This window comes from Pseudomonas sp. NFACC39-1, from assembly GCF_900110355.1.
Classification (GTDB): Bacteria; Pseudomonadota; Gammaproteobacteria; order Pseudomonadales; family Pseudomonadaceae; genus Aquipseudomonas; species Aquipseudomonas tehranensis.
Genome location: NZ_FODL01000002.1, coordinates 507,729 through 533,604, shown reverse-complemented (window position 1 = coordinate 533,604; position 25,876 = coordinate 507,729). Strand labels below are relative to the sequence as shown.

Below are 25,876 nucleotides of genomic sequence, written 5' to 3'. Positions count from 1 at the left end.
TATTTAAACCTGCATTAATCCGCCAAGCTGTTTTCCACAACGGCCGGGACGCTCAGCAGCTCTTTCAGCGCTACACTGCCCTGGGTACTGTGCCGAGCGTCCATTCGCTGAATCAGCGTCGAAACAGCGTAACGCCGATGTTTTTCGAAACTGAGCAGGACGTCGCCCCGCAGGCCGATATCCGCGGCATACGCCTCACGAAATATCACGCTGTGCCCACTGTCCGGGTCGATGATGACCAAGTGTTCGTCGACAAGACTGAGCAGCAACTTTTCCGGCTCATCCAGTTCCCAGATCAACTTGCCCGGCTCTGTTGCTGCGTTGTCCAGGGAATGCCGACAATGGACAATGACCGATTCGAGCCTCAACCAAGCCGCCTTCGACAATCGATAACTCTCCGTACCTTGCCCCATGCGCAGGACCAGGGTCGTGACACCGTCGGGCATCAGCGGCAGGAGGTCCTCGATCTTCGTCTGTCCCTCCATGACCATGACTTCGCCATTGCGCTGTACATAACTGAGGGGCCCCGCATGCCCTATGTCCGGATAGGTGAGCAGTTTTCCATTGTCACCTTCATGAATCAGCAGATTGGTTTGTTTCTGCGTCCCAAGCACTTCGAAAGACTCGGGAACCGCGGCCCGTGGTACCCGGATCAGGCGTTTGCTCTGGGTGACGAACCATTTCAGGTTATCCGGATCCTCCACCGACAACAGCGGGCCATGGAAGGGATACTCCAGCAATCGCTTAAGCCCCTCACGCTCACGCCCACCCTGAGCGATGACCCACTCAAGCGTGACACCGGTGATGAACGCCGGCTCCGGGTCTCGCAACGAGACCACCACGCCTTCGAATGTCACGCCGCGCAAACCCGCCCCTTCAACCGTCAGTTCGGCGAATTGCCAAGGCGCCCATACGCGCTGTGGGACGGGCAGCGCGTCAGCCTGCAACAGTTGGGAACCTTCGCCAAAGGCCGGCTCCAGGCGTTGCGGATCGATAAACGCCTGGCGATAGACCTCCCCACTTGAAGCATCGAATAACCAGGCTGCCTCGCCGTCCGGCGTTGCGCTCAGCAGGCGCACTTCCTTACCGTGCCCCGGGTCGATCAACAGCAATCTGTTGTCGATGTACCAGGCCCCCAGCTTCGCGTCCCCGGTGAAGTTGGCCAGGCCGATCAGAGCGAGGGGCTTGCCCGGATAGCGTCGGGCTAACGGTTCCAATTCCGACCACCAATGCACGCGGTCCTTGAACCAATGTTCAGTCACACCGCCCAGTTCCTGGCGTCCCTGGTCCGTCAGGTTGTAGAACAGGCCATCGGACATCAGAGCCAGATAGCCGTCCTCGACGGCGATGATATTGTCCAGTTTCTCGGAGCGTAGCCACCGGTTGGACCACTGCCCTTTTCCCTCCACCAGGGTGCGCTGCCTGCGGCACAGCTCCTGCTTGGTCTTGTCGTAGATGACAAACACATTGCTCCCCTGCGCCGGTGTGAGCAGCGTCAGATCGGTGAGATTCTTGATCGAGTCCGGCCATCCCCGGTAATGATTGCGTCTCGGCGAGGGACGGATGATCAATTGGTCGCTGCGGCGAATCCAGGCCATGTCTCGCAACGTCTCCTCGATCTTCCAGCAGACCGAAACAAAGGGGGCCGGCTGCCAGTTGACGGTGGCATAGGTACGATCACCGACGTACGGGGTAAAGGGATAGCCCGCGCCCAACACCTGCGACCAGTCGGCCAGCGTTTCGCTGGCGCTGAAGACTGACTCCAGCGTCGGATCGAGATCCCGGGTCACAGAACTCAGCAGCAACTGCCCATCATGGATGACATAGACCAGCACCTCGGTGGTCTGATCCTCGCGGGTGACTTCCTGCACCACATGCACCACTCCCTGAGGGTCCGCCTCGATACTTTTGATGGTCGTCTGCTTGCCTTTCGCCGGCCATAACCAATAACGGTGGCTCAGCAGCCCGGTGACCGCATCGACTTGCCAGACAATCACGTTCTCTGGTTCGAAAAAGTAGGCGCAGCCGCCCGCCACGGTCCCCAGGATCGCGTCTTCGGCACCCGGTACGTCGTTGCGGATATACAGGAAACGATCTTCCCGGGTGTCATACCAAGCGGTGATGTAACGAGGCTCGTCCGGCTTTTCGAACGGAACCAGATAGTGGTGGACAGGCGTGTAGGGCATCACCAGACGGTGCTCCCGGGCCAGGGCCTTGAGGTGCGTCTGCAAGGTCTGCCGTTCCATGCCTGGCGGCACGTCCTGCTCGATGAGGCTCAGCTTGAGCTCCGTCATCTCGACCTGGAATACCTGGTTCTCGCTGAGGCGCAGCAATATTTGGTGGCGGCGGGGCCCCGTGAAGTTCACCTGGATATCGCCCACGAACATCCTGCTGCTGCGCTCGAGCCGGATATCGCCCTCGGTGGCCCACGGAGCGTCCAGCACCCAACTGGCCTCGTGCAGGCTCAACGACTCCAGGGTGAGGCTCACACCGGGATTGAGCGTCACCACACAGCGTTTGCCGGCGCTGCGGATCTGATAGGCAATCTTCCCTTGCCAGTCCGTGGGAACGGCAGGCACCACCAGTGAACGCTCGTGGTCGTCGAGCAGCACATCGATGACCGTTGGCCGGTAGTCCGGGACCAGGCGATTCAGAATGTAGTCGCTGGGGAACGAGTAGAACGAAAACAGGAACAGCCACCCGCCATCGGCCTTTCTCTTCTCCAGGCGCCGTGCGGTGTCGAACCCGGCGTCATGGCGCAAGCTGGCGAATGGCAGCGCCTTGTACTCATAGCGATAGCAGGCTTGCGGCGTGCCGGGCAGTACGATGGCCTGGCCGGCGGGGGGTGTGAACATGACCCGACCGGGCAGGCGCAATTCGCGGCGAATATCGATCGACCGGTCATAGTCGAGATCGAACGTCGGCACGCCGAAATGATCCCGCAACGGATACAGCCTGGGACTGTCCAGCTGAAGTTGGCCGCGAGCCAGGTCCAGTGTCCGGACAATCAATGACGAGTGCGGGAGCCAGGCCTTGCCATGCGCGTCAAACCGATAGGGCTGCAGATGCGCCTTAGTCATCTCGTCGAAGAACAGCCCGACCTGTTTGGCTTGCTCGGCAATGGTCGCAAACCCTTGGGCCAGCGCCGCCACCCCCACCGCCAACCCACCCAGGATCACCCCGGCCCCGCCAAGAAAAGCGCCGGCGGTGGTGGCGCCTGCTGCGAGCGCTCCGGCCGACAACACCAGCCCGGCCGAGTCGAACGCCAATTGAGTGCCGAACTGGGCGCGTGCGACTTCGTTGGTCGCGGTCACCAATTGGTAGATGTCGAACCCGACATTCGCCAGTTGCAGGAGGCCGCCGGTCGCTTCGCTCAAGCCAGACCCTACGGCCGCCTTGACCACCGGAGCGACGGTGCGGGCGATGAGTTTCTCTTCTGCCAGGGCCTGTCGGACCAGCCCGACCAGACCCGCCACATCGGACACGACGCCATGCACCAATTGCGCGTAATTGACATAGGCGTGCAGCCGCACGGCCAGAGACAGGGGCCGATCAGCCCCTTCATGCGCGGTCAACGCCATCATCAGCGCCTGGATGGCGAAGCCGGCATTCAGGGTGTGAACACTTCCCACCTCGACAGGATCGCTGGGCACGGAGGGCTTGTTGGCAAGGGCCAGGAAGCGTTCCGACAGGTAGCTTTTGATACGCAGGAGTCGATGGTCATCTGAGGTTACCCGCACCAGGTGCTCGGGATCTTCAGGATCGATCAGGCTCACCCGGTACGAGCCGTCCGGGGTGATCTCCAGGGTCTCGAACAACGGCACAAACCGCGGCGCCAACTGATCCTGCTGCTGAAGGCCGGTGGTCACGTGCGCGATCTGTTGCCCCCACCAATGGCCATCGAGCGCCATCAGGCAACTGCCAAGCCGGGAATTGCTCATCAGCGATTGCCCACGGGCAGAGGCCAGCCGCTGTCGCACAGGACGTTGCGCCTGTCCTGGCAAGGCTGCGGGTTGCAGCAGATCCGAGACCTTGATCGCACCCGGCAGCTCGATTTCCGCTACTCGCTCACCGTCCAGCTCAAGCAGATCGAAGGTCGGATGCGTCGCCTCGCCGTACGCCGCGTAATAACCGGCCATCCCCTGATCGAGGAAGAAGCGCTCCAGCGCCTGCCTGAACCGCGTGGCGTGCTCGAACTCGAATACGCCGAAATTCGGATCGTAGAAGTGATAGGTACTGCGCTCGCCCTCGACGGTCCTTGCCACCAGCATGGCGTGGTTGTCGGAGCTGAGCATCAACGTGCTGGTGGTCGTCCTGGCTTGCAGAATCTCCACGACCTGTTTCAGGTCCGAGCGCGCCAGCGCACTGCCGACGTCGCCGGTCTGCACATCGCGCAACGCTTCCACCCCTTGCAAAAAGGTCACGCAATCGCTTGCCTCGGGCTCGATGGCCCCCAGGTAGAACCGCTCGCGCAGGGTGTTGACCGCTGCCTTCCCCGCCGACAACGCAGCCGCCATGGCCAGGGTCAATGGATAGCAACGTCCGCCCACCCTGTCTCCTTCGCCCTGAAGCAGCAGATCCTGCGGCACAGGCTTGGTCACGTCGGCCTCGAAACCATCCAGCACGACACCGACACGCTCGGTGACCCGGGTACGGTACTCAATCTGCGCCAACCGCTGGATCCGAGCCACTTGCCGGCCCCATTGGCGCAACGTCAGCGGCCGCTCCAAGGCGTCTTTCTTCAGGCCCAGGGCAGTGTCCGCATGCAGGAGCGAATACTCGACCGGGTCGGCCAATCCGGCCAGGAATGCTGGCGCGTGCTGTCGGTATAACGCCTGCTCGATCATGGCGTAGCTGCCCACGGTCCCCCGTTCGCCAAGGTTGTTGGCCAGGTTGTCCAATTGCGGGCGAAGTGCATCGAAGTTGCGATTATCCAGGGACTTTGCGCCGATCAAAGTCCCCAGCAGCAGACGTTGCAGGGGGCTCAACTGCGCCACGTCGAGATGGCCATCGGCAAGTTGGCCCAGCAGCTCAGCGACAGAAAGCCGCTGCGTCTGCGAATCGCCCAACGACGCAGGCGGCAGCAGACTGGAACTTTGGGCGCGGATCGCCTGGCGCGCGTCGAAACTCAGCGGTATCGGCTGGTCGAAGGCCACCACACCGGTGTGGCTGCTCCCCATCATCGCCATGAAAGGCTCACCCAACTGATCGGCCAAATGCTGCAGCACATCGGTCGACAGCACGTGACGCCCTTCCAACACCGGCCAGCCTTCATCGAACTGAAGCGTGCGGTATTTGAGCAGTTCCGCCAGCTCACCGGCGTAACGTGCCTGGAAGCGGCCCTGTTGCCAGTTTTTTTTCTCATTGCCGAGCCATTGCACGCCGTCTTTTTCGTTCTCTTTCCAGGAATGATCCAGTTCTTCCTCGGTGGCCCGGTTCACCGTAGCGACGGCGGGAATGGCGATCTCCGCTCGCCAGTTTTCAGCGCTTCGAGGCGTGAAGTTCGCCCGCTGATAATCCAGCATGGCGGCGCGCATGGCACCAGGCCCGGTCAGGTAGATGGTCACTTCGCTCTGGGGGCGGATGCCGTCGCTGTAGTAAGTGGCGGCTGCCTGAGCCAGAAAAGAGACCGCCATTTCCTCTTCCGGGGACAGCTCACGCAAGTTGCCGAACACCGCTGTCGCAGCTTGCGCAGCAAGATCTTCCATGGCGTGGATGTCGGTGAGGGCAACGTTTTGCTCATCGGCCAAGCGCGCGGTGGCATCGACGATCTCATAGTTGAGCCTGAAACGATCGATGACGGTCTTGAGCATCGCGGCCCCTGGATGAGCCATCAGGAACGCGTTGCTCATCGAATGCTGCTCGGCGACAGCGCGCAATTCATACGGCCGGGCGAGACGCTCTGCCGGTATGCCAAACACCTGCTTGAGCTCAGGCTTGCTGTCAGCGAAACGCTCGAGCGCCTCACGGCTTTCCAATGGGATCTGGTCTTGATAGTTCGTGTATTTACCACGCAAAGCCTGACGACCGGGCATCCACTCAGGATTGCGATCGAGCAGCAGCTGCAGCACGCCCAGGCGTGCGTCCGTCTGGAACTCGCGGATGTCCACGCTTCCCAGTTTATCCAGCAAGGGCGGCAGGTTATCGACGTCGGCGTAGAGGCCGCCTTCGTTGAACAGTGCTTCGACGCGTACCACATCGGAGCCTGAAGCCAGGTTGCAACGCAGGCTGATCTCCCGCTCGTAGATATCTTGCAACTGCAAGGGAGCCTCGCCCTGGGCAAGATCACGCAATGTCAGGCTCCCTTCGGCCAAGGCCGAAAGGCTGAGCAGGTTGGCCGCCTTCAGGGCAGTCAGCCGAGCCTTGTCCTGGCCATAGGCTCGGACCAGCAGATCGATCCTCGCGTCATCGCCACTACCGCCGTTTTCCACCACTTCCTTGATATGAGCGAACATCTGCTGCTTCAGGACAATCACTCGCTCTTCGTAGCGATCACCCAATTCAAATGCATCGGTAATATCCATTGCACCCTGGAGCATGGCATCGGCCTTGGCGGCTTCGACAATGATCCGATTGGCTTCATAAGCCAACAACGCATCGCTGTCATACCAGAGACTAAGTTGATAGCCTTCCTCGGCCATCACTTGTTTCCAGACATTGATGTAGTCGCGCTGAATCGCGCCAATACCGCCTCCCAGCCAGACGAAATGCAACTTTTTAGGAACTTCGAGCGCCACTGTTCTTAACTGCTCGACGCTGTTGTGCAGACGTGTTTCAAAACTTTCGACGGTCGTGTAGATGTGCGCCAGGTCCACAGCCTCAGCTGCACCGGACGGTTCCAGCTCCGCCGTGCGTCGTTGACGCCCAGTGCCCAGAAACGCCCTCAATGCCTGCTTGAGCAGCCCCAGCGGCTCCAACATCGATGGCGAATCCAGCGAGGCGATACAGCCAAAATAATAGCGCAGCACCGCCTCGTATTGATCAGTGCCTTTATGCGGCATCAATGCTTGCTCAAGATCCTTCAGTTTCAACAAACCCATGAAATCGACGTAACCTTGCGCCGATCTTATTCCGCTCTCACTCATCACCAATAATTCCATTTATTGCATATAAATATGCTGGGGCCGATTTCAGGCAACAGCAGTCCATAAGTGCCTCCAGGCACTTGGATAGTTAACGTTAAGAACGCAACATGTCCGATAAGGTGACGCAAAACTAACGCATCACCGGACGTCATTCAAACTGAATAAATTTCCAAATAAAAACACAAGCGCCCTGTAACAAGAAGTTCAACGGCAACTTGGTTTTCCATCGATTTTTATAACCGGCAGTAAGTGAGCAACTCACTGGATAATGGCAGCCCGAACGGGCTGCCGAGGCGAATCAAAGAGGTTTGCTGCCATACCAGCGCGGGGTATAGACCCAGTCGCCACCTTCAGCGCGAGGGAACACGCAAGTGGTGGAAGACCCCACCAGCACCATGGTCCGCATGTCCACCTGGTCCGGGGTCAACTGCCCCAGAGTCGTGACCCGCAGGGTCTGGCCCGGACGCCCGATGTCACGCCCCAATACCACCGGCGTGTGCGGCGTGCGATGTTGCGCGACGATTTCCAGCGCTCGCCCCAGCTGCCACGGTCGGGAACGGGAGATCGGGTTGTAGAACGCCAGGGCCAGGTCTGCTTCAGCCGCCAGATCCAGGCGTTTCTCGATGATCGACCATGGCTTGAGATTGTCCGACAGCGACATCACGCAAAAATCATGACCCAGCGGCGCACCGGCCTGGGCGGCGGTGGCCAGGGAGGCCGAGACGCCAGGGAGAATTTGCAAGTCGACGTTGTGCCAGTGGGCATCCTTCGATTCGTGCAGCGCTTCGAGCACCGCGGCGGCCATGGCGAAAACGCCTGGATCGCCGGACGACACCACCACCACGGAGCGCCCCTGGGCCGCCAGCTCGAAGGCATGCCGGGCACGCTGCATTTCCTCGCGGTTATCGGTGCAGTGCTGCACCTGATCGGGCCGAAAGGGACCGGCCATGCGTACGTAGGTTTCGTAGCCCAGCACATCGGTGGCTCGGTCGAGTTCGGCGCGCACGGCCGGCACCATCAGATCGGCAGCGCCCGGGCCAAGGCCGATCACGGCAAGACGCCCGCGCGGACGGCCGATCTGTTGGGGGTCGAGGGGCTGCTCGGCTACGGCGATCGCACAATCGCCCACCCTGCGCACCGCTGCCGGTTGCTCAAGGGCATCGCTCAACCCTTGGGCAACGTCAGCACTGGCCCCTGCGAACCGTAGCGGCACGTTCAATGCCGATGCGGCTGCCTGTAGATCCGGACGCGCCATGTCGCTGTCCGCCGCCAACAGACACGCCAGCGATTGCACCGCCAGACCGGCTTCACGCAAAACTTCGTCAATGGACACCGGCGCACCCGCGGGCACCGCCACCACCACAGTGCGCGGATAAATCCGCAATTCATCCGGTGCGGGCGCAGCCGCTGCGCAGTCAACACGAATGGCCAGACGCGCCTGTTCATCCTGGGGCAGTTGCGCCTGATCCAGCCATGGCGCAGCCCCCTCAATACGCACCGACTCACCGGCCAGCAGATCCGACACAAAGCGTTTGCCCTGCTCCAGGTCGTCAAGACGGTAACCGCTCGGCGGATTGAGCAGGCAGGTGCCGAAACGCAATTCGCCGCTGGTGGTGATTGCTGGAGCGACTTGCAACGCTGCCGCGATCTCACGGGCCATGACATTGACCCCGCCCAACCCGCCAAGCAGCGGCACCACGGCGCTGCCATCCTCGGCCACTGCCAGCACTGGCGGTTCGACGCCTTTTTCCAGCAGCAGCGGCGCCAGCGTGCGGATAACGATGCCGGCCGCGCACAGGGCAATGATCGGCCTGTCCTGTTGGTAGAGCTCGCGCAGCGTCGCGCCGAACTCGTGGTATTGGCTGTCCGCACCCTCAACCCGTCCGGCCAGGCCGTGGATCAAGGCATCAGGGTAGCGCTGCTGGATCCGCCGGGCCGTTGCGAGGCTGCCGAGGCCGAGAATGACGATGGCCGGCGCCTTGGACGTCATCAACCTTGCCACCGTTCGCCCGGCACGATGATCAGCGAGAAGTACGGCGAGGACATGGGCTCGACTTCATCCAGCGGCACGATCTTCTGGTTGGCCATGGTTGCCCGCTCGACATACAACGCTCGGCCGTCCAGGCCCAGTTCCTGGAGTACCTGACGGACCTTGGGGAAATTGCGTCCCAGCTTCATGATGACCGCCGCATCGGCATCGGCCAGGCGGCGCTTGAGTTCCTCAAAGGGCAATACGCCGGAGAGCACCGACAGACTCTGGTTGCGATAGACCAGCGGCGCACCCAGCACCGAGGCGCCCCCGAGCATCGAGCACACGCCAGGAATCACTTCGGCGTCATAGCGCTCGGCCAGGCGATCGTGCAAGTACATGTAGGAGCCGTAGAAGAACGGATCGCCCTCGCAGATCACCGCCACGTCGCGACCGGCATCCAGATGCACGGCCAACTGTTGGGCAGCGGTGTCGTAGAAGTCGGCGATGACCTGTTCATAGGACAGCGGTGCCGGCAACGCTTCGGTGGTCACCGGATAGACCAGTGGCAACAACGTTTGTGCCTCCTGCAGATGCGCCTCGATGATGCCGAAGGCGTTGCCCTTCTTGCCCTTGGCGACGAAGTACGCCACCACCGGCGATTCGCGCAGCAGGCGCAGGGCCTTGACCGTAATCAGTTCCGGGTCACCGGGGCCAACGCCGAGGCCAATCAGACGTCCAGGCTGCTGCATCATTCAATCTCCGTAGCGAGGGCGTTGACGGCGGCGGCGGCCATGGCGCTGCCGCCGAGCCGGCCTTGCATGATCACGAACGGCACGCCACGGCTGTTGGCCGCCAGCATCGCCTTGGACTCAGCGGCACCGACGAAACCTACCGGAAAGCCGAGAATCAGTGCCGGTTTCGGCGCGCCGGCATCGAGCATTTCCAACAGGTAGAACAGGGCGGTCGGCGCATTGCCGATCACCACGACGCTGCCTTCCAGGTGCGGACGCCAAAGCTCCAGGGCGGCGGCCGAGCGGGTGTTGCCCAACTCAAGGGCCAACGCCGGCACGCTCTCGTCGCGCAGGGTACAGATCACCGGATTGTTCGCGGGCAGGCGAGCCCGGGTCACGCCCTCGGAAACCATCCGTGCATCGCACAGGATCGGCGCACCGGCGGCCAGCGCCTGGCGTCCCGCCGTGCCGGCGCCCTCGGAAAACTGCAGCCCATCGACAGCCTCGACCATGCCGCAGGCGTGAATCACCCGCACCGCGAGTTTTTCCAGGTCGGCCGGAATGCGCGCCAGGTTGGCTTCGGCGCGAATGATCGCGAAGGAGTTGCGATAGATCTCCTGACCGTCGCGGATGTAATCAAGCATCAAGGGGGCTCCGGGGGCGAGCGTCGAACCAGTGGCCGAGCGCTTCAATAGTTAGATCGTGCGCCTGCAACGCGCCGAAACCCGGCTGCGTCGCATCGCGAAAATACAGGTCGTAACGACCGGGGGCGACCGCCAGCAAGGTGGCGGGCGCGACATGGGCCGCTGCGCAGGAACGCGGACAGCCCGACAGATGGATCTTCAGGGCGCGGCCCTGACGTTGCAGCAGCTCGGCCAATTGACGAGCATCGGCCTTGGTGTCGGCCAAGGCTTTGCCGCAGCCACTGGAGCCGGTGCAAGCGATGAGTTGCGCCAAGGGTTGATCGACTGCACACAACAACCCCAACCCTTCGAGCCGCGCCAGCACGTCGTCCGCTTCCTCGCGGCGCACGTTGGGCAGCAACAGGCTTTGCCAGGGGGTGAAACGCAAACTGGCGTCGCCCTTGTCCCGCGCCAGTTGCGCCACTGCGCGCAGCATGACGGCGTCAAGCCGGCCCAGAGGTGCCGCCGCGCCAACGTAGACCCGGTCGTCGTGCTGGGAATGGATGCCGATGTGCAATCCGTCGATGGACTGGTCCCGCCGCCAATCCGCGCAGGGCTGCAACGCCACGCGGCGGGCCAACGGGACGAGGCACTCATCCCTCGGGATTTCGGCCAGCAAGTGACGCATGCGCGTCTGGTCGGAGCGGGCCAGGTCGAGAAATAACTCCAGCACCGCCACCACCAAATCATGTGCCTGGGCCAGGCGCACAGCGCCGTCCGGCTTATCCAGCGGGGTGCCGGCCAGCCCGAAGGCCAGCCACGGCTCGCCGTTGCAAACCAGCGCCGAGAGCCACAGGTCATGGTGATGTTCAAGCATCGCCAACCCTTCCCCGCCGTCCAATTGCACGGCGAACTTGGCCGACAGCTCATGGAAGCGTTCATGGGTTTGCAGGGTGAAAAGAATCCGCGCGGCCAACGGACGGGTATCGAGCAGCATCTGCCGGTCGATCCCGGCCGTGGGGCTGAGCATCAGGTTGCGCACGTCATCGCCGGCCAGTTTGCGGGGGCCCAGTCCGGCGTTCAGCAAGGGCTCGATCAACGCATCGTGCCGGGGCCCAATCCCACGGATTTGCAAGTTGGCGCGGTTGGTCGCCTCGATCACGCCACCGGCGAACCGCTCGGCCGCCCACGCCACGGCGTCGGCCTGATCGGCCTGAATGGAACCACCGTCGAGCTTGATCCGGCAGATCCCACCGTCCAGCGCCTGGACGACACGCAGCAACCCCGGACAACCCGAGGGGCGTATGACGCTGGATGATGGACGTTCGTTCAAGGGCAAACCGGTAGATAAGGCACGCCGCAACGGCGAAGGCCCGCCATTATGCCTGCTTTGCCGGGGGGCATGAAAAGCTTGCTGGTCGGATTACGGGCATCGTGCTGTGCCAGGGAGGCGATCACGGCCACAAAAACGGAGGGATCGAACTTGTTCGCGATAGCGGTCCACCTGAAAGGGTGATGTTGAATGTGCCAAGGCCTTCGCGAACAAGCCCGCCAATGGGGTTCTGTGCCGGGCACGCTGACGTAAGTTGCCGGCGCCTTCCCTGTAGGTATTTTTACCTTAAAAAACAGATACATATCTTGGAACACACGCTCATTTGAACACGCCGCAAAACCCCGCTTTATTGAAAAGGGCAACCACTCACTTCACTTCATGGGAATCTTTGATAAGGACATCAGGATATGCCACACGCATCGAACTACGCCTACACCCCGGAACAGGTCACGACCGCGTTCACCGAAATCACCGACACGCTGTTCAATGGCATCACGGCCGAGTCCGTCCCCAAAATGCTGATCGTCGCCGGATCGCAGGGATCGGGAAAAACCTATCTGCTGGAAAAAAGCCTCCTGCCCTCCGGGCGCTACGACAACTATGTTCGCCTGTACTTGCCCGAATACCGGGAAAAACACCCTCACTACGCCCAGATGATCCAACGCGGTGTGCTGCATGCTTATGAGCATACCGAGGCCTTTGTTCGAGAGGTTTGCTCGAAAATCTTCGCAGAGGCGTTCAGGAACAAATACAACATCATCATGGAATGCGCATTCGACGGCAGCGATTTTGCGGCCTTCCCGCCGATGGCCACGGCAGCGGGCTATCAGCTCGAAACCCACATCATCGCCTGCAAGAAAGAGTTCACTCATCTATCGAGTATCAAAAGAGCCCTCAGAAGCCTGGAGAAACAGGAGCTGGAAAGGTTCGTCACGCTATCGGCGCTCAATGCCAGCCTGGGCAATGCCCAGCCGACCCTGCTGGCTATCGAGACGGCCGCCAAAGCAGTCAGCGGCTCGCAGATATTCTTGTACGAGCGCGGGTTCGGCCCCTTGAAGGAACGGATCCTGCGCATTCAAAACACCTATACCCTCGATCCGGACGGGACTTTGCTTATCGCGGGACCGAAGGTGGTTTATGCAAATGCCTTCGAGATCATCACCAACAACCGCCTCCACCTCATTGGCGATCGCGAAGAAATGGTGAAGGAGTGCCACCTGACACTGCTCAAGACCCAGGCCCATGCTGAACACGTACCCGAGTCGGTCTACAACGACCTGTATGCCTATATCCTCAAATACGTCTACCGATGAATCGGCTGCCTGCGTGAGAAGGTGGGGTTGAATGTGCCGGCGCATCGCGAGCAGGCTCGCTCCCACAGGGGATTTGTGACGGCCACAGACTCTGCGGGACCTGTGGCAAACACAGACCTAGTGCCTCCCCCAAAACTGTGGGAGCGAGCCTGCTCGCGATAGCGGTCTGTCTGAATCGGCGCCGCACGCCGGCAGGCTCGCAACGGCCCACGCCATAACCGAAGACGCACGGTATGATGGCGGCCCGGTTCGCGCGCGCAACAAGCCCGCCGATCAACCCTATCCATTCGAGGAACAGAGATGACCCCCTGGCTGACCGTAGTGGGCATCGGTGAAGACGGCTTCAAGGGCCTGGGCCGAACGGCCCGCCACGCTTTGCTGCGGGCGTCGCGCATTCTGGGCAGCGAACGCCAACTGGCGCTCTTGCCGCTGTGCATCCGCGGTGAACGGGAGCTGTGGCCCCGTCCATTTTCCCTCGAACCGCTGCTGGCACGGCGCGGCGAGCCGGTGTGCGTGCTGGCCAGCGGCGATCCGATGTTCTATGGCGTGGGCGCCAGCCTCGCCAAACAGGTGCGGGGCGATGAAATGCTGGTCGTCCCGGCACCCTCGTCCTGTTCGCTGGCGGCGGCCCGCATGGGTTGGCCCTTACAGGAGGTGGTCACCCTGTCGCTGGTGGCGCGGCCCCTGGCGGCACTCACCGCGCATTTATCCACAGGCGTCCGGCTGTTGCTGCTGAGCAACGACCGTCACAGTCCTGCTGCCGTGGCGGCGCTGCTTCGCGAGCGCGGCTTCGGCCCCAGCCCCATGACCGTGCTCGAACACCTGGGCGGCGCGGCCGAACGGCGGATCGAAAGCTGTGCGGCACAGTGGTCCGATCCCTGCGTCGCGGACCTGAACCTGATCGCCGTCGAATGCCGGGCCGAACCCTCGGCGTTGCGCCTGTCGCGCTTGGCCGGTTTGCCGGACGCCGCGTTTGAGCATGATGGCCAGCTAACCAAACGCGACGTGCGCGCCATTACCCTCGCCCGCCTGGCCCCGATGCCCGGAGAACTGCTCTGGGATGTGGGGGCGGGCAGCGGCTCCATCGGTATCGAATGGATGCGCGCCCACCCCAGTTGCCGAGCCCTGGCCATCGAGGCCGACGAAGGCCGCCAAGGGTTGATCGAACGTAACCGTGACGCCCTTGGCGTGCCCGGCCTGCAACTGATCCGCGGGCGGGCACCGCAGGCTCTGGAAGGACTGGAGCCGCCGGACGCGGTATTTATCGGCGGCGGCGTAACCCGCGAGGGCGTGCTCGACGCTTGCTGGGCCCAGCTCAAGCCTGGCGGACGGCTGGTGGCCAATGCGGTGACGCTGCAGAGCGAGATGACGCTGATGAACTGGCGCGAGCTGCATGGCGGCGAACTGACCCGTATCCACATTGCCCAGGCCCAGCCATTGGGCGATTTCGACACCTGGCGCCAGGCATTGCCGATCACCTTGCTGGACCTGACGAAACCTTTCGATGCGTGACGAAACCGCCGAACAACCCGCGCCCCTGCGCAGTGGCCTGACCACCGGAAGCTGCGCCACCGCCACCAGTCTGGCGGCGGCGCGGTTGCTGCTTTGTGGCATCCAGGCCGATGCCGTCGATATCGTGCTGCCCAAAGGCAAGCAGGTGCAGATGCGCCTGGAGTTCTGCCGGCTGACCGAGCAGGGCGCCGAAGCCGGGACGATCAAGGATGCCGGCGATGACCCGGATGTGACCCACGGCGCGTTGCTGTTCTCCCAGGTGCGGCTGACGGACGGGCCAGGCGTTCGTTTCGTTGCCGGACGCGGCGTGGGCACGGTGACACGGCCGGGACTGGTGCTGGCCGTCGGTGAGCCGGCGATCAACCCGGTGCCGCGCAAAATGATCAGCGACCACTTGGGACGGCTGGCCGAGGAAGTCGGTTATGCCGGCGGCTTCGAGGTCACAGTCAACGTGGAGGGAGGCGAGGCGCTGGCGCTGAAGACCATGAATCCACGGCTAGGGATTCTCGGCGGGCTATCGATTCTAGGCACCAGCGGCATCGTCCGACCGTTCTCTTGCGCGGCCTACATTGCCTCGATCCACCAAGGCATCGACGTGGCAAAAACCAACGGTTACCTGCACATCGCGGCCTGCACCGGCAACGCCAGCGAAGACACCATGCGCCGGGTCTACAACCTGCCGGAAATCGCCCTGATCGAAATGGGCGATTTCGTCGGCGCGGTGCTCAAGCATGTGCGAAAGGTGCCCGTGGAGAAGCTCAGCCTTTGCGGTGGCTTTGGCAAGATCAGCAAACTCGCTGCGGGCCACATGGACCTGCACAGCCGTCACTCGAGCATCGACCTGCCACAATTGGCCGAATGGGCTGCGGCCATCGGCGCCGATGAAACCTTGCAGCAAGGCATTCGCGAGGCCAACACCAGCCAGCAAGCCCTGGCGATGGCCAGCGCCGTCGGCATCGCGCTCGGCGACACAGTTTGCGCACACGCCCTGGCCTTCGCCCGTAGCATCGTACCGGCTCAGGTCCAGGTCGAAGTCTTCGCCATCGACCGCCAGGGTGCAGTGGTCGGTCACGCCGGAGCTCTCAAATGAAACGCATCCTGCTGCTGGGCGGCGTCACCGAAGCCCTGGCCATCGCCCGCACCCTGGGCCCAACACACATCTACAGCCTGGCGGGTATCGGCCGCGTTCCCACCGACCTGACCTGTCAGGTGCGCGTCGGCGGCTACGGCGGCGCCGAAGGGCTGACGCAATTCATTCATGATCAAGGCATCGACCTGCTGCTGGATGCGACTCACCCCTACGCCGCGCAAATCAGCCACAACGCCGCCCACGCCGCCCGCGCTTGCGGCATCCCCTGCTGGGCCCTGCGCCGTCCGGCATGGCAACCCCAGGTCGGGGATGACTGGCGCGAAGTGGCCAACTGGGCCGAACTGATCCAGGCCCTGCAACCGTTCCACCGCCCCCTCTTCACCCTGGGCCGCGAGCCGCTGCAACACCTGCACGAAATCCCGCCCGAGCAATTCTGGACCCTGCGCGTCCTGGATGTTTACCCCGGTAATGAGCGCTGCGAAGTCATTGGTGCCCGTGGGCCGTTTCATATTGACGCTGAGCGCGAACTGTTCGAGCGACGGCAGATCGATGTGCTGGTCAGCAAGAACAGCGGCAGCACGGCCACCGAGCCGAAGCTGGAAGTGGCGCGGGAGCGGGGGGTGCCGGTGTTGGTTTTGCGGCGACCGGTGTTGGCGGGGGTGGATCGGGAGTTTGGGACGGTGGATGAGGTGTTGCAGGGGCTTCGGCATTTGGTCTGACAGAAACCTGCACCGTCCTACAAGCCTGTCCTGTCGGAACTACGCCAGCAAGCTACGTCACCTTGCGCCGCTGCCTACAACTGGGCCAGAATCCGCCGGCTTGTGCGCCTTGGAGGCCATCGGTAACTTGATTCCCGTCACTGCCCATCAGTGATCGGGTTTAGTCGCCCTTGGTTTTCAGCAGGTTCATGAGCTCCGTCCAGTCAGGTATCCATCCTGCACTTGATGGTGGTTGTGCGCAGGGCGCCTTCGGGCGCGCCGGTAATGCTGGACTCCCCGGTCGACTAACCTGCGCACAGCCGCCGCCCTTCGTTTAGTCGCGAAACGGTTGCGGCTCCATAACATGGAGTTTCCAGCAATGTTCAAGAACACACCGAATCCCCCAACCCCAGACGACCACACATCCCGTTGTCAGTTGACCAACGCCAAAAAACTCGACGACGCTGCTACCCGCGCCTTGGACTATTACCTCAAGCCGTCAGCCGAAAAAGAACCATCCGACAGGCTAGATACCATTTTCGTCATCGCACCTAACATCAACGCCGAATGCCTGCTCGCCAACCTCAGCGAAACCCTGGCCTCGGCCAATGCCATGGTCAGCGACCTGGCATTCGATCTGGAGGGCTCGCGACGACATATCGCGCAAGGGGTCCAGCAGATGATTGAGCTGGGCCAATTGCTGGCAAATCGGGCGTTGGATGTGGTCGACCCGAGATAAGCGACAGGGTTTGGGGTTTGGCAAAATCAATAGGCCAAGCCCACTCCTGTGGCGAGGGGTTTTATCCCCTCGCCACAAAAAAATTACGCAATACCCTTAGATTTTAGGTAACGAAATGGCCCTTACACGAAGCTATAAACATACAATTGCGAAGCGTGCCAATCGTGATCCTGAGTTCGCCCGGATTCTACGAGATGAAGCTTTTACGCGTTTCGACGCTGCTAGCTATCTCAAAACGCATGCAGAAATGATGGCTTACTTGGATGCTTGCCTCGAAGAAGACACGGGTGATGGCGTTCTGACTCGAGCAGCCCTTAACGATATCGCTCGCGCAAAAGATATAACGTAGATTGGGAACGATCTCCGTGGTGAGGGCGCTTGCTCCCGCTGGGCCGTAGGAGCTGTCGAGTGCAACGAGGCTGCGATCTTTCCCCAAACGCTTGAGTCTCAAGCGAAAGATCAAAAGATCAAAAGATCGTCCGAACGCCCGAGCCTTCGGCAGCTCCTACAACCGAGCGGGAGCAAGCGCCCTCGACACAAAAGCATCCACTTACAAAACTGTTGCTACTGTTAATACCAGCCCTGCGACCCTACACCGCACGCACTCTTTTTACTTATCAACCCCGATCAGGCTAAATACCGCCACCTGATCGTCCAACCGAGCGGATTGCCCCATGTCCCGACAACGGCTTGCATTTGCCTGGATCGCCTGCTTTGCAGTGCTGTTCAACATGCTTGCCATGCCGCTTTCCGGCAGCGGTGGCGCGATGGCACAGGCCCAGTCGCCAGCCGAGCAATTGCTGTGGGGCAGTTTCTGCTCTTCCAGCGGCACGAAACTGGTGGCGATTTCCCTGGGCAAGTTCGAGCAGAGCACCCCGCAGAACGACGATCACTCGACGATGCAGCATTGCTGGTGCTGTGCGGGGTCGCCGCCCCTGGTGGCGCTCGCCGCCCACGCTCCGCAATTGTATCTGGATGCTCAGCCGGCCCATCGCGGCCCTGCCCATCCACTGCTCGACAGCCCCACACCGCGCCAGCAATGGCCGAGCCTCAATCCCCGCGCCTCACCTCTGGCCTGATTCTTCCCGCATGACCCTGCGCCCTGAATCGTTCCGGAGAATGACCCATGCTGAACAGACTTATCCTGCTGGCCGCCCTGCTGCTTCCCGCAGGCTTCGCCCAAGCTCACCAGTACAAAGCGGGCGAGCTTGAAATCGCCCATCCGTGGTCCCAGGAATTGCCGCCCAATGCGCCGACCGTGGCCGCGTATTTCGTGATTCACAACAACGGCACCACCGCCGACCGACTGCTCAGTGTCGACACGCCGATTGCCGGCAAAGCCGAGCTCCATGAGCATGTAAAGCAAGACGACCTGATGAAAATGCAACAAGTAGCTGCCGTGGAGATCGCTCCTGGCGCGAGCGTCACCTTCGCACCCATGGCCTATCACGTGATGCTGCTGGAGCTGGAAGATCGCAGCCTGCTCAGCGACGGCAAACGCTTCCCTCTGACCCTGCATTTCGAAAAAGCCGGGGATGTGACGGTCGATGTCGCGGTGCAGAAAAAAGCCCCCGACAGCAGCAAAACCCAAATGCACGCCCACTGATAACTTCTGCCGATGCGAACTCCCCGCGCCAGGTCGGTCATGCCCCGCCGTCAGCTGATGAGCCTGACACGCGGCAGCTGGATCAGCCTGTTCGCCATGCTGATGATCTTTATCGGTCCACTGATTTCTCAGTCGATGCCGATGGATCAGCGCATGTCTTCGTCCATGACCATGAACATGGAAATGGAAATGGACATGTCGGCGGGCGTTCACGCCGAGCATGAAGCACCCACAGCCGAACATTGCCCGCCCCAGAGCGAGCATCACGTACTGTGGGAAAAGTGTGGTTATTGCAGCCTGCTGTTCAATTGCCCTGCGCTGACGGGGGGGCATGGCTTCGCCGCCTTCGATACACCGCCACCCCACACCTACACCAGCCCCTCGCCACGCCTGGGCCATGCCCGGACGTCATTCTTCCCCGGTGCCCGCACCCGCGCACCGCCCCTCCTCGCATAGACCCGACACTTAATCTCACTCGGTCGCAAAGACAGCCCTCAGGTTGCCCGACCGTGTCGTTTACGTCTGTTCGATGGAATCATCATGTCCAGGTTTTCTGCCGGCATCGCATTGGGCGCAGCCCAGGTTCGCTGCCCCCCGAACGAGCCACGGGTTCGTTTTCGCTACACCGCCACCGCACTGTGCGGCCTGCTACTCGCGCCCTGTGCGCTGGCCGACGAGCATGCTCACCACGAAGCTAAGCACGAAGCTAAGATCGAAGAGCTGAGCCCGACGGTCATTACCGCCATCGCCCCCAGCTCGCCCCTGACCGTGGTCACCAACCCCAAGGATCCGCGCCAACCGGTACCGGCCAGCGACGGCGGCGATTATCTGAAGACCATTCCCGGTTTCGCCCTGGTGCGCAACGGCGGCACCAATGGCGACCCGGTACTGCGGGGCATGTTCGGCTCGCGGCTGAACATCCTCACCAACGGCAGCATGCTGCTGGGCGCCTGCCCAGGTCGGATGGACGCGCCGACGTCCTATATTTCGCCGGAAACCTACGACAAACTCACCGTGATCAAGGGCCCGCAAACCGTGCTCTGGGGCCCGGGCGCATCGGCCGGGACCGTCCTGTTCGAGCGCGAGCCGGAGCAGTTCGGTGAACTGGGCACCCGGGTTAACGCCAGCGTATTGGCCGGTTCCAACGGGCGCTTCGACAAGGTCGTGGATGCGGCGGCCGGCGGGCCGTTGGGTTACGTGCGAGTGATCGGCAACACCGCTCATTCGGACGATTACCGTGACGGCAACAATGACACGGTGCCGTCGCGCTATGACAAGTGGAACGGCGACGTGGCGCTGGGCTGGACGCCGGATGCCGATACCCTGCTGGAACTGACCGCCGGCAAGGGCGACGGTGAAGCACGCTACGCCGGGCGTGGCATGGATGGCTCGCAGTTCAAGCGTGAAAGCCTGGGCTTGCGTTTCGAGCGATCGAACATTGGCGATGTGCTGGATACGATCGAGGCGCAGGTCTACTACAACTACGCCGACCATGTGATGGACAACTACACGCTGCGCACGCCGTCCGGCACCGGGATGATGGCCGGCCCCATGGCGTCCAACGTCGACCGCCGCACCCTCGGCGCACGCATCAAGGCCACCTGGCGCTGGGCCGATGTGCAATTGATCAGCGGCCTGGATGCCCAGACCAACGAGCATCGCCAACGCAGTAGCATGGGCATCGACACCTACAAGGAACGGCCGCGCACCAAGGACGCCGACTTTCACAATTACGGCGTGTTCGGTGAATTGACCTGGTACGCCGCCGACCGCGACAGGCTGGTCAGCGGCGCCCGTCTCGACCGTGCCTCGGCCAAGGATTACCGGCAAAGCATCGGCTCCGGCATGTCGGCACAACCCAATCCCACAGCGGACGAAACCCGCGCCGACACCTTACCCAGCGGCTTTGTACGTTACGAGCATGACTTGGCGGATAGCCCGACCACCCTGTATGCAGGTGTTGGTCACACGCAACGCTTCCCGGATTACTGGGAGCTGTTTTCACCGAAAACCGGCCCTGCCGGGTCCGTGAACGCCTTCGACTCGATCAAGCCGGAGAAAACCACCCAACTCGACTTCGGCCTGCAGTACAAGACCGACACCCTCGAAGCCTGGGCATCGGGGTACGTCGGGCAGGTGCGCGACTACATCCTGTTCGATTACACCCCCGGCATGATGGGCACCACCTCCCGGGCCGAGAACATTGATGCACGGATCATGGGCGGCGAGCTGGGCGCGGCCTACAAGCTGACCGAGCGCTGGAAAGCCGATGCCAGCCTGGCCTACGCCTGGGGCAAAAACAGCAGCGATGGCAGCGCCCTGGCGCAGATGCCGCCGCTCGATGCCCGCCTGGGCCTGACCTACAGCGAAGACCGCTGGAGCGCTGGTGCCCTGTGGCGCGTGGTGGCCGCGCAAAACCGTGTCGACGAGAACAAGGGCAACGTGGTGGGCAAGGACTACGGCAAGAGCTCCGGGTTCGGGGTGTTCTCCCTCAACGGCGCCTACCGCATCAATAAACACTGGAAGGTCAGCAGCGGCGTCGACAACCTGTTTGGCAAAGCCTACGCCGAACACCTGAACCTGGCCGGCAACGCCGGGTTCGGCTACCCGGCGAGTGACCCGCAAGCCATCAACGAACCGGGGCGCACGCTCTGGACCAAGGTGGATATGAGTTTCTAAAAGCATCGCGGGCAAGCCTTGCTCCCACAGGATTGCATGGCTCTGGGAGCCAGGCTTGCCCGCAATCGGTTGCGCAGCAACCGCAAAAACATAACGATCACATTTGCCCTGCGGAGCGCTTTCTGATGAGCCAACCGAAACCCAACTTCTACAACCTGGCCTGGCGCTGGCATTTTTATGCCGGGCTGTTCGTGGCGCCATTCATGGTGATGCTGGCCCTGACCGGCATCATTTACCTGTTCAAGCCGCAACTCGACCCACTGATGTACGGCAGCCTGCTGAACGTACCCGCCGGGCATCACACCCTGGCGGCGGACGACCTGCTCAAACAGGTCCGCCACGCCTACCCTGAAGGCCAGGTCAAACAGTACCTGCCACCGATCAATGCCGAGCGCAGCGCGCAGTTCGTGGTGATCGACAAGGGCCGCGAACTGAACGTGTTCATCGACCCGTACCATGGCGATGTCCTCGGTGAGCAGGACGCCAAGGACAACCTGCAAGCCATCGCCCGGGCCATCCACGGTGAGTTGATGATCGGCACCGTGGGTGACCGACTGGTGGAAATGGCCGCTGGCTGGGGCGTGGTCCTGGTGGTGTCGGGCCTGTACCTGTGGTGGCCTCGCGGGCAATCGTCGGCCGGGGTGCTGTGGCCACGCTGGGGCGCTCGCGGTCGCGTGTTCTGGCGCGACCTGCATGGGGTCGTCGGCTTCTGGGGCGCGGCCTTTCTGCTGGTGATGCTGCTCAGCGGCATGACCTGGACCGGCTTCTGGGGCAAGCAATACGCCGACCTGTGGAACCGTTTCCCGGCGGCGATGTGGAACGACATGCCCAAGTCCGACGTCGCGGCCGGCAGCCTCAACAATGCGCACCGCCAGACCGTACCCTGGGCCGTGGAAAATACCCCGATGCCGATGTCCGGCGACCATGCCGAACACATGGCCCACGGCGGCGCCCATGAAGGCCCCGCCGCGCCGAACGTCAGCCTGCAAGCGGTGCAGGACATCGCCACCGGTCGCAAAGTGGAACCTGGTTACAGCATCACCCTGCCGACCACCGCCACGGGCGTATTCACCATCGCGGTATTCGCCGATGACCCGCGCAACGACGCGACCCTGCACGTGGACCAATACAGCGGCAAGGTCCTGGCGGATGTGCGTTGGGAACATTACGGCATCGTCGCCCGCGCCACCGAAACCGGCGTGATGCTACACGAAGGCAAGATGTTCGGCCCGTTGAACCAGATCATCGTGCTGCTGATTTGCCTGATGATCCTGCTCAGCGCCGTCAGCGGCGTGGTGATCTGGTGGAAGCGTCGGCCCCAGGGCAGGTTCGGCGTACCCGCGCTGCGTCACGACTTGCCGACCTGGAAGACCGGGGTATTCATCATGCTGGCCCTGGCAGCGGTTTTTCCGCTGGTGGGGGCTTCGCTGCTGGTGGTGTGGTTGCTGGATCGGCTCGTCACCCGTTTCAATCGCCAGCCTGAGGGGCTTTCATCTTCAAGCTGAAGACAGCGCGTTAACGACAGGCGGCGCGAAACCTCTACAATCGCGCCCGCTTCCAAGGTGTAGCAGTTCCCTGTGGGAGCGAGCCTGCTCGCGATTGCGGTCTGTCAGCCACCTCTCTGCAGGCTGATCCACCGCTATCGCGAGCAGGCTCGCTCCCACAAGGGAACTGTGTTTCGATCCAATCATTTGAGTAGCTGCATGACCGCACTAACCCTCTCCCACCTCGCCTGGACACCCCTGGGCCATGGCCACTGCCATCACCAGTTCCAGCTGCGTGACGCCACGTTGCAGGTGGGTGCCGGGGAGTTTGTCGGGTTGATCGGGCCCAATGGCAGCGGCAAGACCAGTCTGTTGCGCTGCGCCTATCGGTTCAGTCAGCCGGAGGCGGGCGAGGTGAAACTCGACCATCACAACGTTTGGAAACAGTCCTCGCGTTGGTGCGCCCAACGCATCGCCGTGGTACTGCAAGAGTTTCCCGACGCCTTCGGCCTGACGGTCCAGGAAGTGGTCGCGATGGGCCGCACGCCGCACAAAGGCCTGTTCGATGGCGACAATCAGCAGGACCTGCGCCTGGTCAGCCAGTCACTCGAATCGGTAGGGCTGCAAGGCTTCGGCGACCATGCTTTCGCCACACTCTCGGGCGGGGAAAAGCAGCGGGTGATCCTGGCCCGCGCCCTGGCGCAGCAGCCGCAGCTGCTGATCCTCGATGAGCCGACCAATCACCTCGATCCGCGTTATCAACTCCAACTGCTGCAACTGATCAAACGCCTGGGAATCGGCACCCTCGCCAGCATCCACGACCTGAACCTGGCCGCCGCGTTCTGCGATCGGCTCTACGTCATCGACCACGGACACATCGTCGCCAGCGGCACACCCAAGGAAGTGCTGACGGTCACGCTATTGCGCGACGTATTTGGCGTGCAGGCGCTGATTGACGAACATCCCTTGGCCGCCCACCCCCGAATCACCTGGATAACCCAACCATGATCTTGCGTTCCCTGCTGCTTCTGCCGCTGCTGCTCGGCAGTGCACATGCTTTGGCCGAGGCCAGCCGCTACCCGCTGACGATCCACAGTTGCAACCGCGAGGTCACCTTCAACCAGGCCCCGAAACACGCCGTCAGCCATGACATCAACATGACCCAGATGATGCTCGCCCTCGGGCTCAAGCCGCGCATGGTGGGCTACAGCGGCATCAGTGGCTGGAAGTCAGTGACGCCCGACATGGAGAAAATCCTCGATGGCTTGCCGGAGCTGGCCGCCAAATACCCGTCGGTGGAAACCCTGCTCAATGCCAACGTGGACTTCTTCTTCGCCGGCTGGGACTACGGCATGCGGGTGGGCGGCGACTTGACGCCGCAAACCCTGCAACCGCTGGGCATCAACGTGTACGAGCTGACCGAATCCTGCGCGTTCGTGATGAAACGCCCGCCGGCCACCCTGGAAGACACCTACAACGACCTGCGCAACCTGGGGAAGATTTTCGACGTACAGGACCGCGCCAATGCCTTGATCGCCTCAATGCAGGCCCAAGTGGCCGAAGTGCGCGAGCATTTACCGCCCGACCAGCCCCGGGTGTTCCTGTATGACAGCGGCGAAGACCGCGCCATGACCTCCGGACGTCTCGGCATGCCTCAAGCGCTGATCGATGCCGCGGGTGGACGCAACATTCTCGATGACGTTGAGACCAGTTGGACCCGGGTGAGCTGGGAGAACGTGGTCGAGCGCAATCCCGAAGTGATCGTGATTGTCGATTACGGCGAAGTCAGCGCCGAGCAGAAGCAGCAGTTTTTGCTGAACAACCCGGCCCTGCAATCGGTGGATGCGATCAAGCACCGGCGCTTCATCGTGATCCCCTACGTCCAGGCCACGCCGGGCATCGATAACGTATTGGCGGTACAAACCCTGGCAAAGGGTTTTCACCGCCCATGAGCAATCGTCGCTATGGCGCGCTGCTGGTGTGCCTCGGTGCACTGATGCTGGTGTCGTGCGTGGTGTCCCTGGGGTTCGGGCCGGCGCGGGTGCCGGTGGCTGTGGTCTGGGACATCCTGCTGAACAAGGCTTTCGGTGTGGGTGACGTGTACTGGTCGCCCGGCCAGGAACATATCGTTTGGCTGATCCGCGTACCGCGCCTGCTGCTCGGTGCCCTGGTGGGCGCGGGGCTGGCGCTGATCGGTGCGGTCCTGCAAGCGGTGACGCGCAACCCCCTGGCCGACCCGCACCTGCTGGGCGTCACGTCCGGCGCGACCCTGGGTGCAGTCATTGTGGTGCTGCATGTCGGTGAGATCATCGGCCTGCTGACCCTGCCGCTGGCCGCATTTATCGGCGCGTTGTTGAGCATGCTGCTGGTACTGGCCATCGCCAGCCGCCAAGGCCGTCTGGAAAGCGATCGCCTGTTGCTGTGCGGCGTGGCGGTGTCATTCGTGATGATGGCGGCGGCCAACCTCTTGCTGTTTTTGGGTGACCATCGCGCCAGTTCCGCAGTGATGTTCTGGATGCTCGGCGGCCTGGGCCTGGCGCGCTGGGAATTGCTGGCGGTGCCGGCGGCCAGTGTGTTGCTGGGGCTGGGATTGCTGCTGGGCATGGCTCGACCGCTCAATGCACTGATGGCGGGCGAACAGACCGCCGTGACCCTGGGCCTGAACGCGGCGAAGGTGAGGTTGTGGATTTTCCTGATCGCCTCGCTGATGACCGGCGTGCTGGTGTCCATCAGCGGCTCGATCGGTTTTGTCGGGCTGATGGTGCCGCACATCGCCAGGCGCCTGGTGGGCGCCGAGCACCGTCGGCTGCTGCCGGCCTGCGTGCTGCTGGGCAGCCTGTTCCTGGTGTGGGTGGATGTGGCGGCCCGAACCCTGATCGCCCCGGAAGACTTGCCCATTGGCGTCGCCACGGCGGCCATTGGCGGCCTGTTTTTCATCGGGTTGATGCGCCGTCGCTAAGCCCTTCCCCGTGTCCCTGACCTACAAAATACCCTGTGGGAGCGAGCCTGCT

18 protein-coding genes and 1 pseudogene are annotated in these 25,876 nt (G+C 62.3%); 14 read left to right on the top strand and 5 right to left on the bottom strand.

All coding sequences use genetic code 11. The features are described 5' to 3' along the window. Positions 1-14 precede the first annotated feature (14 nt). The 5 genes from BMY45_RS06685 to cobG form a co-directional block, all read right to left on the bottom strand. Positions 15-7,085, bottom strand: a complete 7,071-nt coding sequence (locus BMY45_RS06685; RefSeq protein WP_092395881.1) for a TcdA/TcdB pore-forming domain-containing protein — start codon at positions 7,083-7,085, stop codon at positions 15-17. 298 nt (positions 7,086-7,383) lie between these two features. Then, a complete protein-coding gene (gene cobJ, locus BMY45_RS06680; RefSeq protein ID WP_092395879.1) occupies positions 7,384-9,075 on the bottom strand; it encodes a precorrin-3B C(17)-methyltransferase in 1,692 nt (563 codons plus the stop codon). Then, a complete protein-coding gene (locus BMY45_RS06675) occupies positions 9,075-9,809 on the bottom strand; it encodes a precorrin-2 C(20)-methyltransferase (protein ID WP_092395878.1) in 735 nt (244 codons plus the stop codon). The genes cobJ and BMY45_RS06675 overlap by 1 nt, the downstream gene beginning before the upstream one ends. After that, on the bottom strand, positions 9,806-10,432 hold the full coding sequence (locus tag BMY45_RS06670; protein ID WP_047227378.1) for a precorrin-8X methylmutase: 627 nt from the start codon (positions 10,430-10,432) through the stop codon (positions 9,806-9,808). Before BMY45_RS06670 ends, BMY45_RS06675 begins: the two co-directional genes overlap by 4 nt. Continuing rightward, on the bottom strand, positions 10,425-11,744 hold the full coding sequence (cobG, locus tag BMY45_RS06665) for a precorrin-3B synthase (protein ID WP_256573626.1): 1,320 nt from the start codon (positions 11,742-11,744) through the stop codon (positions 10,425-10,427). The genes BMY45_RS06670 and cobG overlap by 8 nt, the downstream gene beginning before the upstream one ends. Before the next feature lie 407 nt (positions 11,745-12,151). Between cobG and BMY45_RS06660 the strand changes: the two genes are divergently transcribed. From BMY45_RS06660 to BMY45_RS06590, 14 genes and pseudogenes are all read left to right on the top strand, one after another. Further along, on the top strand, positions 12,152-13,057 hold the full coding sequence (locus tag BMY45_RS06660; protein WP_092395874.1) for a zeta toxin family protein: 906 nt from the start codon (positions 12,152-12,154) through the stop codon (positions 13,055-13,057). Between the two features lie 300 nt (positions 13,058-13,357). After that, positions 13,358-14,569: a precorrin-6y C5,15-methyltransferase (decarboxylating) subunit CbiE gene (cbiE, locus tag BMY45_RS06655; RefSeq protein ID WP_092395872.1), complete on the top strand. Its 1,212-nt coding sequence runs from the start codon at positions 13,358-13,360 to the stop codon at positions 14,567-14,569. Continuing rightward, entirely contained in the window at positions 14,562-15,659 is a 1,098-nt protein-coding gene (locus BMY45_RS06650; protein WP_092395870.1) for a cobalt-precorrin-5B (C(1))-methyltransferase, read from the top strand. Before cbiE ends, BMY45_RS06650 begins: the two co-directional genes overlap by 8 nt. Continuing rightward, a complete protein-coding gene (locus BMY45_RS06645) occupies positions 15,656-16,378 on the top strand; it encodes a cobalt-precorrin-6A reductase (RefSeq protein WP_092395868.1) in 723 nt (240 codons plus the stop codon). Before BMY45_RS06650 ends, BMY45_RS06645 begins: the two co-directional genes overlap by 4 nt. A gap of 358 nt (positions 16,379-16,736) precedes the next feature. Continuing rightward, the gene (locus tag BMY45_RS06640; protein ID WP_092395866.1) at positions 16,737-17,096 is read left to right on the top strand and encodes a DUF6124 family protein; all 360 of its coding nucleotides are present in this window, start codon (positions 16,737-16,739) and stop codon (positions 17,094-17,096) included. A 115-nt stretch (positions 17,097-17,211) separates the two neighbouring features. After that, positions 17,212-17,442, top strand: a pseudogene (locus tag BMY45_RS28330) (DNA-binding protein); the annotation flags it as partial. 328 nt (positions 17,443-17,770) lie between these two features. Then, positions 17,771-18,175, top strand: a complete 405-nt coding sequence (locus BMY45_RS06625; protein ID WP_092395864.1) for a DUF2946 domain-containing protein — start codon at positions 17,771-17,773, stop codon at positions 18,173-18,175. A 47-nt stretch (positions 18,176-18,222) separates the two neighbouring features. After that, positions 18,223-18,702, top strand: a complete 480-nt coding sequence (locus BMY45_RS06620; protein WP_092395862.1) for a copper chaperone PCu(A)C — start codon at positions 18,223-18,225, stop codon at positions 18,700-18,702. A 12-nt stretch (positions 18,703-18,714) separates the two neighbouring features. Then, the gene (locus BMY45_RS06615; protein ID WP_371913914.1) at positions 18,715-19,158 is read left to right on the top strand and encodes a DUF2946 domain-containing protein; all 444 of its coding nucleotides are present in this window, start codon (positions 18,715-18,717) and stop codon (positions 19,156-19,158) included. An 84-nt stretch (positions 19,159-19,242) separates the two neighbouring features. Beyond that, positions 19,243-21,381, top strand: coding sequence for a TonB-dependent copper receptor (locus tag BMY45_RS06610; RefSeq protein ID WP_092395860.1), 2,139 nt, complete (start codon positions 19,243-19,245; stop codon positions 21,379-21,381). A 125-nt stretch (positions 21,382-21,506) separates the two neighbouring features. Beyond that, positions 21,507-22,886 carry a PepSY-associated TM helix domain-containing protein gene (locus BMY45_RS06605; protein WP_092395858.1) on the top strand — a complete coding sequence of 460 codons (1,380 nt, stop codon included), beginning with the start codon at positions 21,507-21,509 and terminating at the stop codon, positions 22,884-22,886. A gap of 198 nt (positions 22,887-23,084) precedes the next feature. Next, complete coding sequence (locus BMY45_RS06600) at positions 23,085-23,873, top strand: ABC transporter ATP-binding protein (RefSeq protein WP_092395856.1); 789 nt, start codon at positions 23,085-23,087, stop codon at positions 23,871-23,873. Beyond that, positions 23,870-24,817, top strand: a complete 948-nt coding sequence (locus BMY45_RS06595) for an ABC transporter substrate-binding protein (RefSeq protein ID WP_092395854.1) — start codon at positions 23,870-23,872, stop codon at positions 24,815-24,817. The genes BMY45_RS06600 and BMY45_RS06595 overlap by 4 nt, the downstream gene beginning before the upstream one ends. After that, positions 24,814-25,824 (top strand): FecCD family ABC transporter permease, encoded by a 1,011-nt coding sequence (locus BMY45_RS06590; protein ID WP_092395852.1) that lies wholly within the window; start codon positions 24,814-24,816, stop codon positions 25,822-25,824. Before BMY45_RS06595 ends, BMY45_RS06590 begins: the two co-directional genes overlap by 4 nt. Positions 25,825-25,876 lie beyond the last annotated feature (52 nt).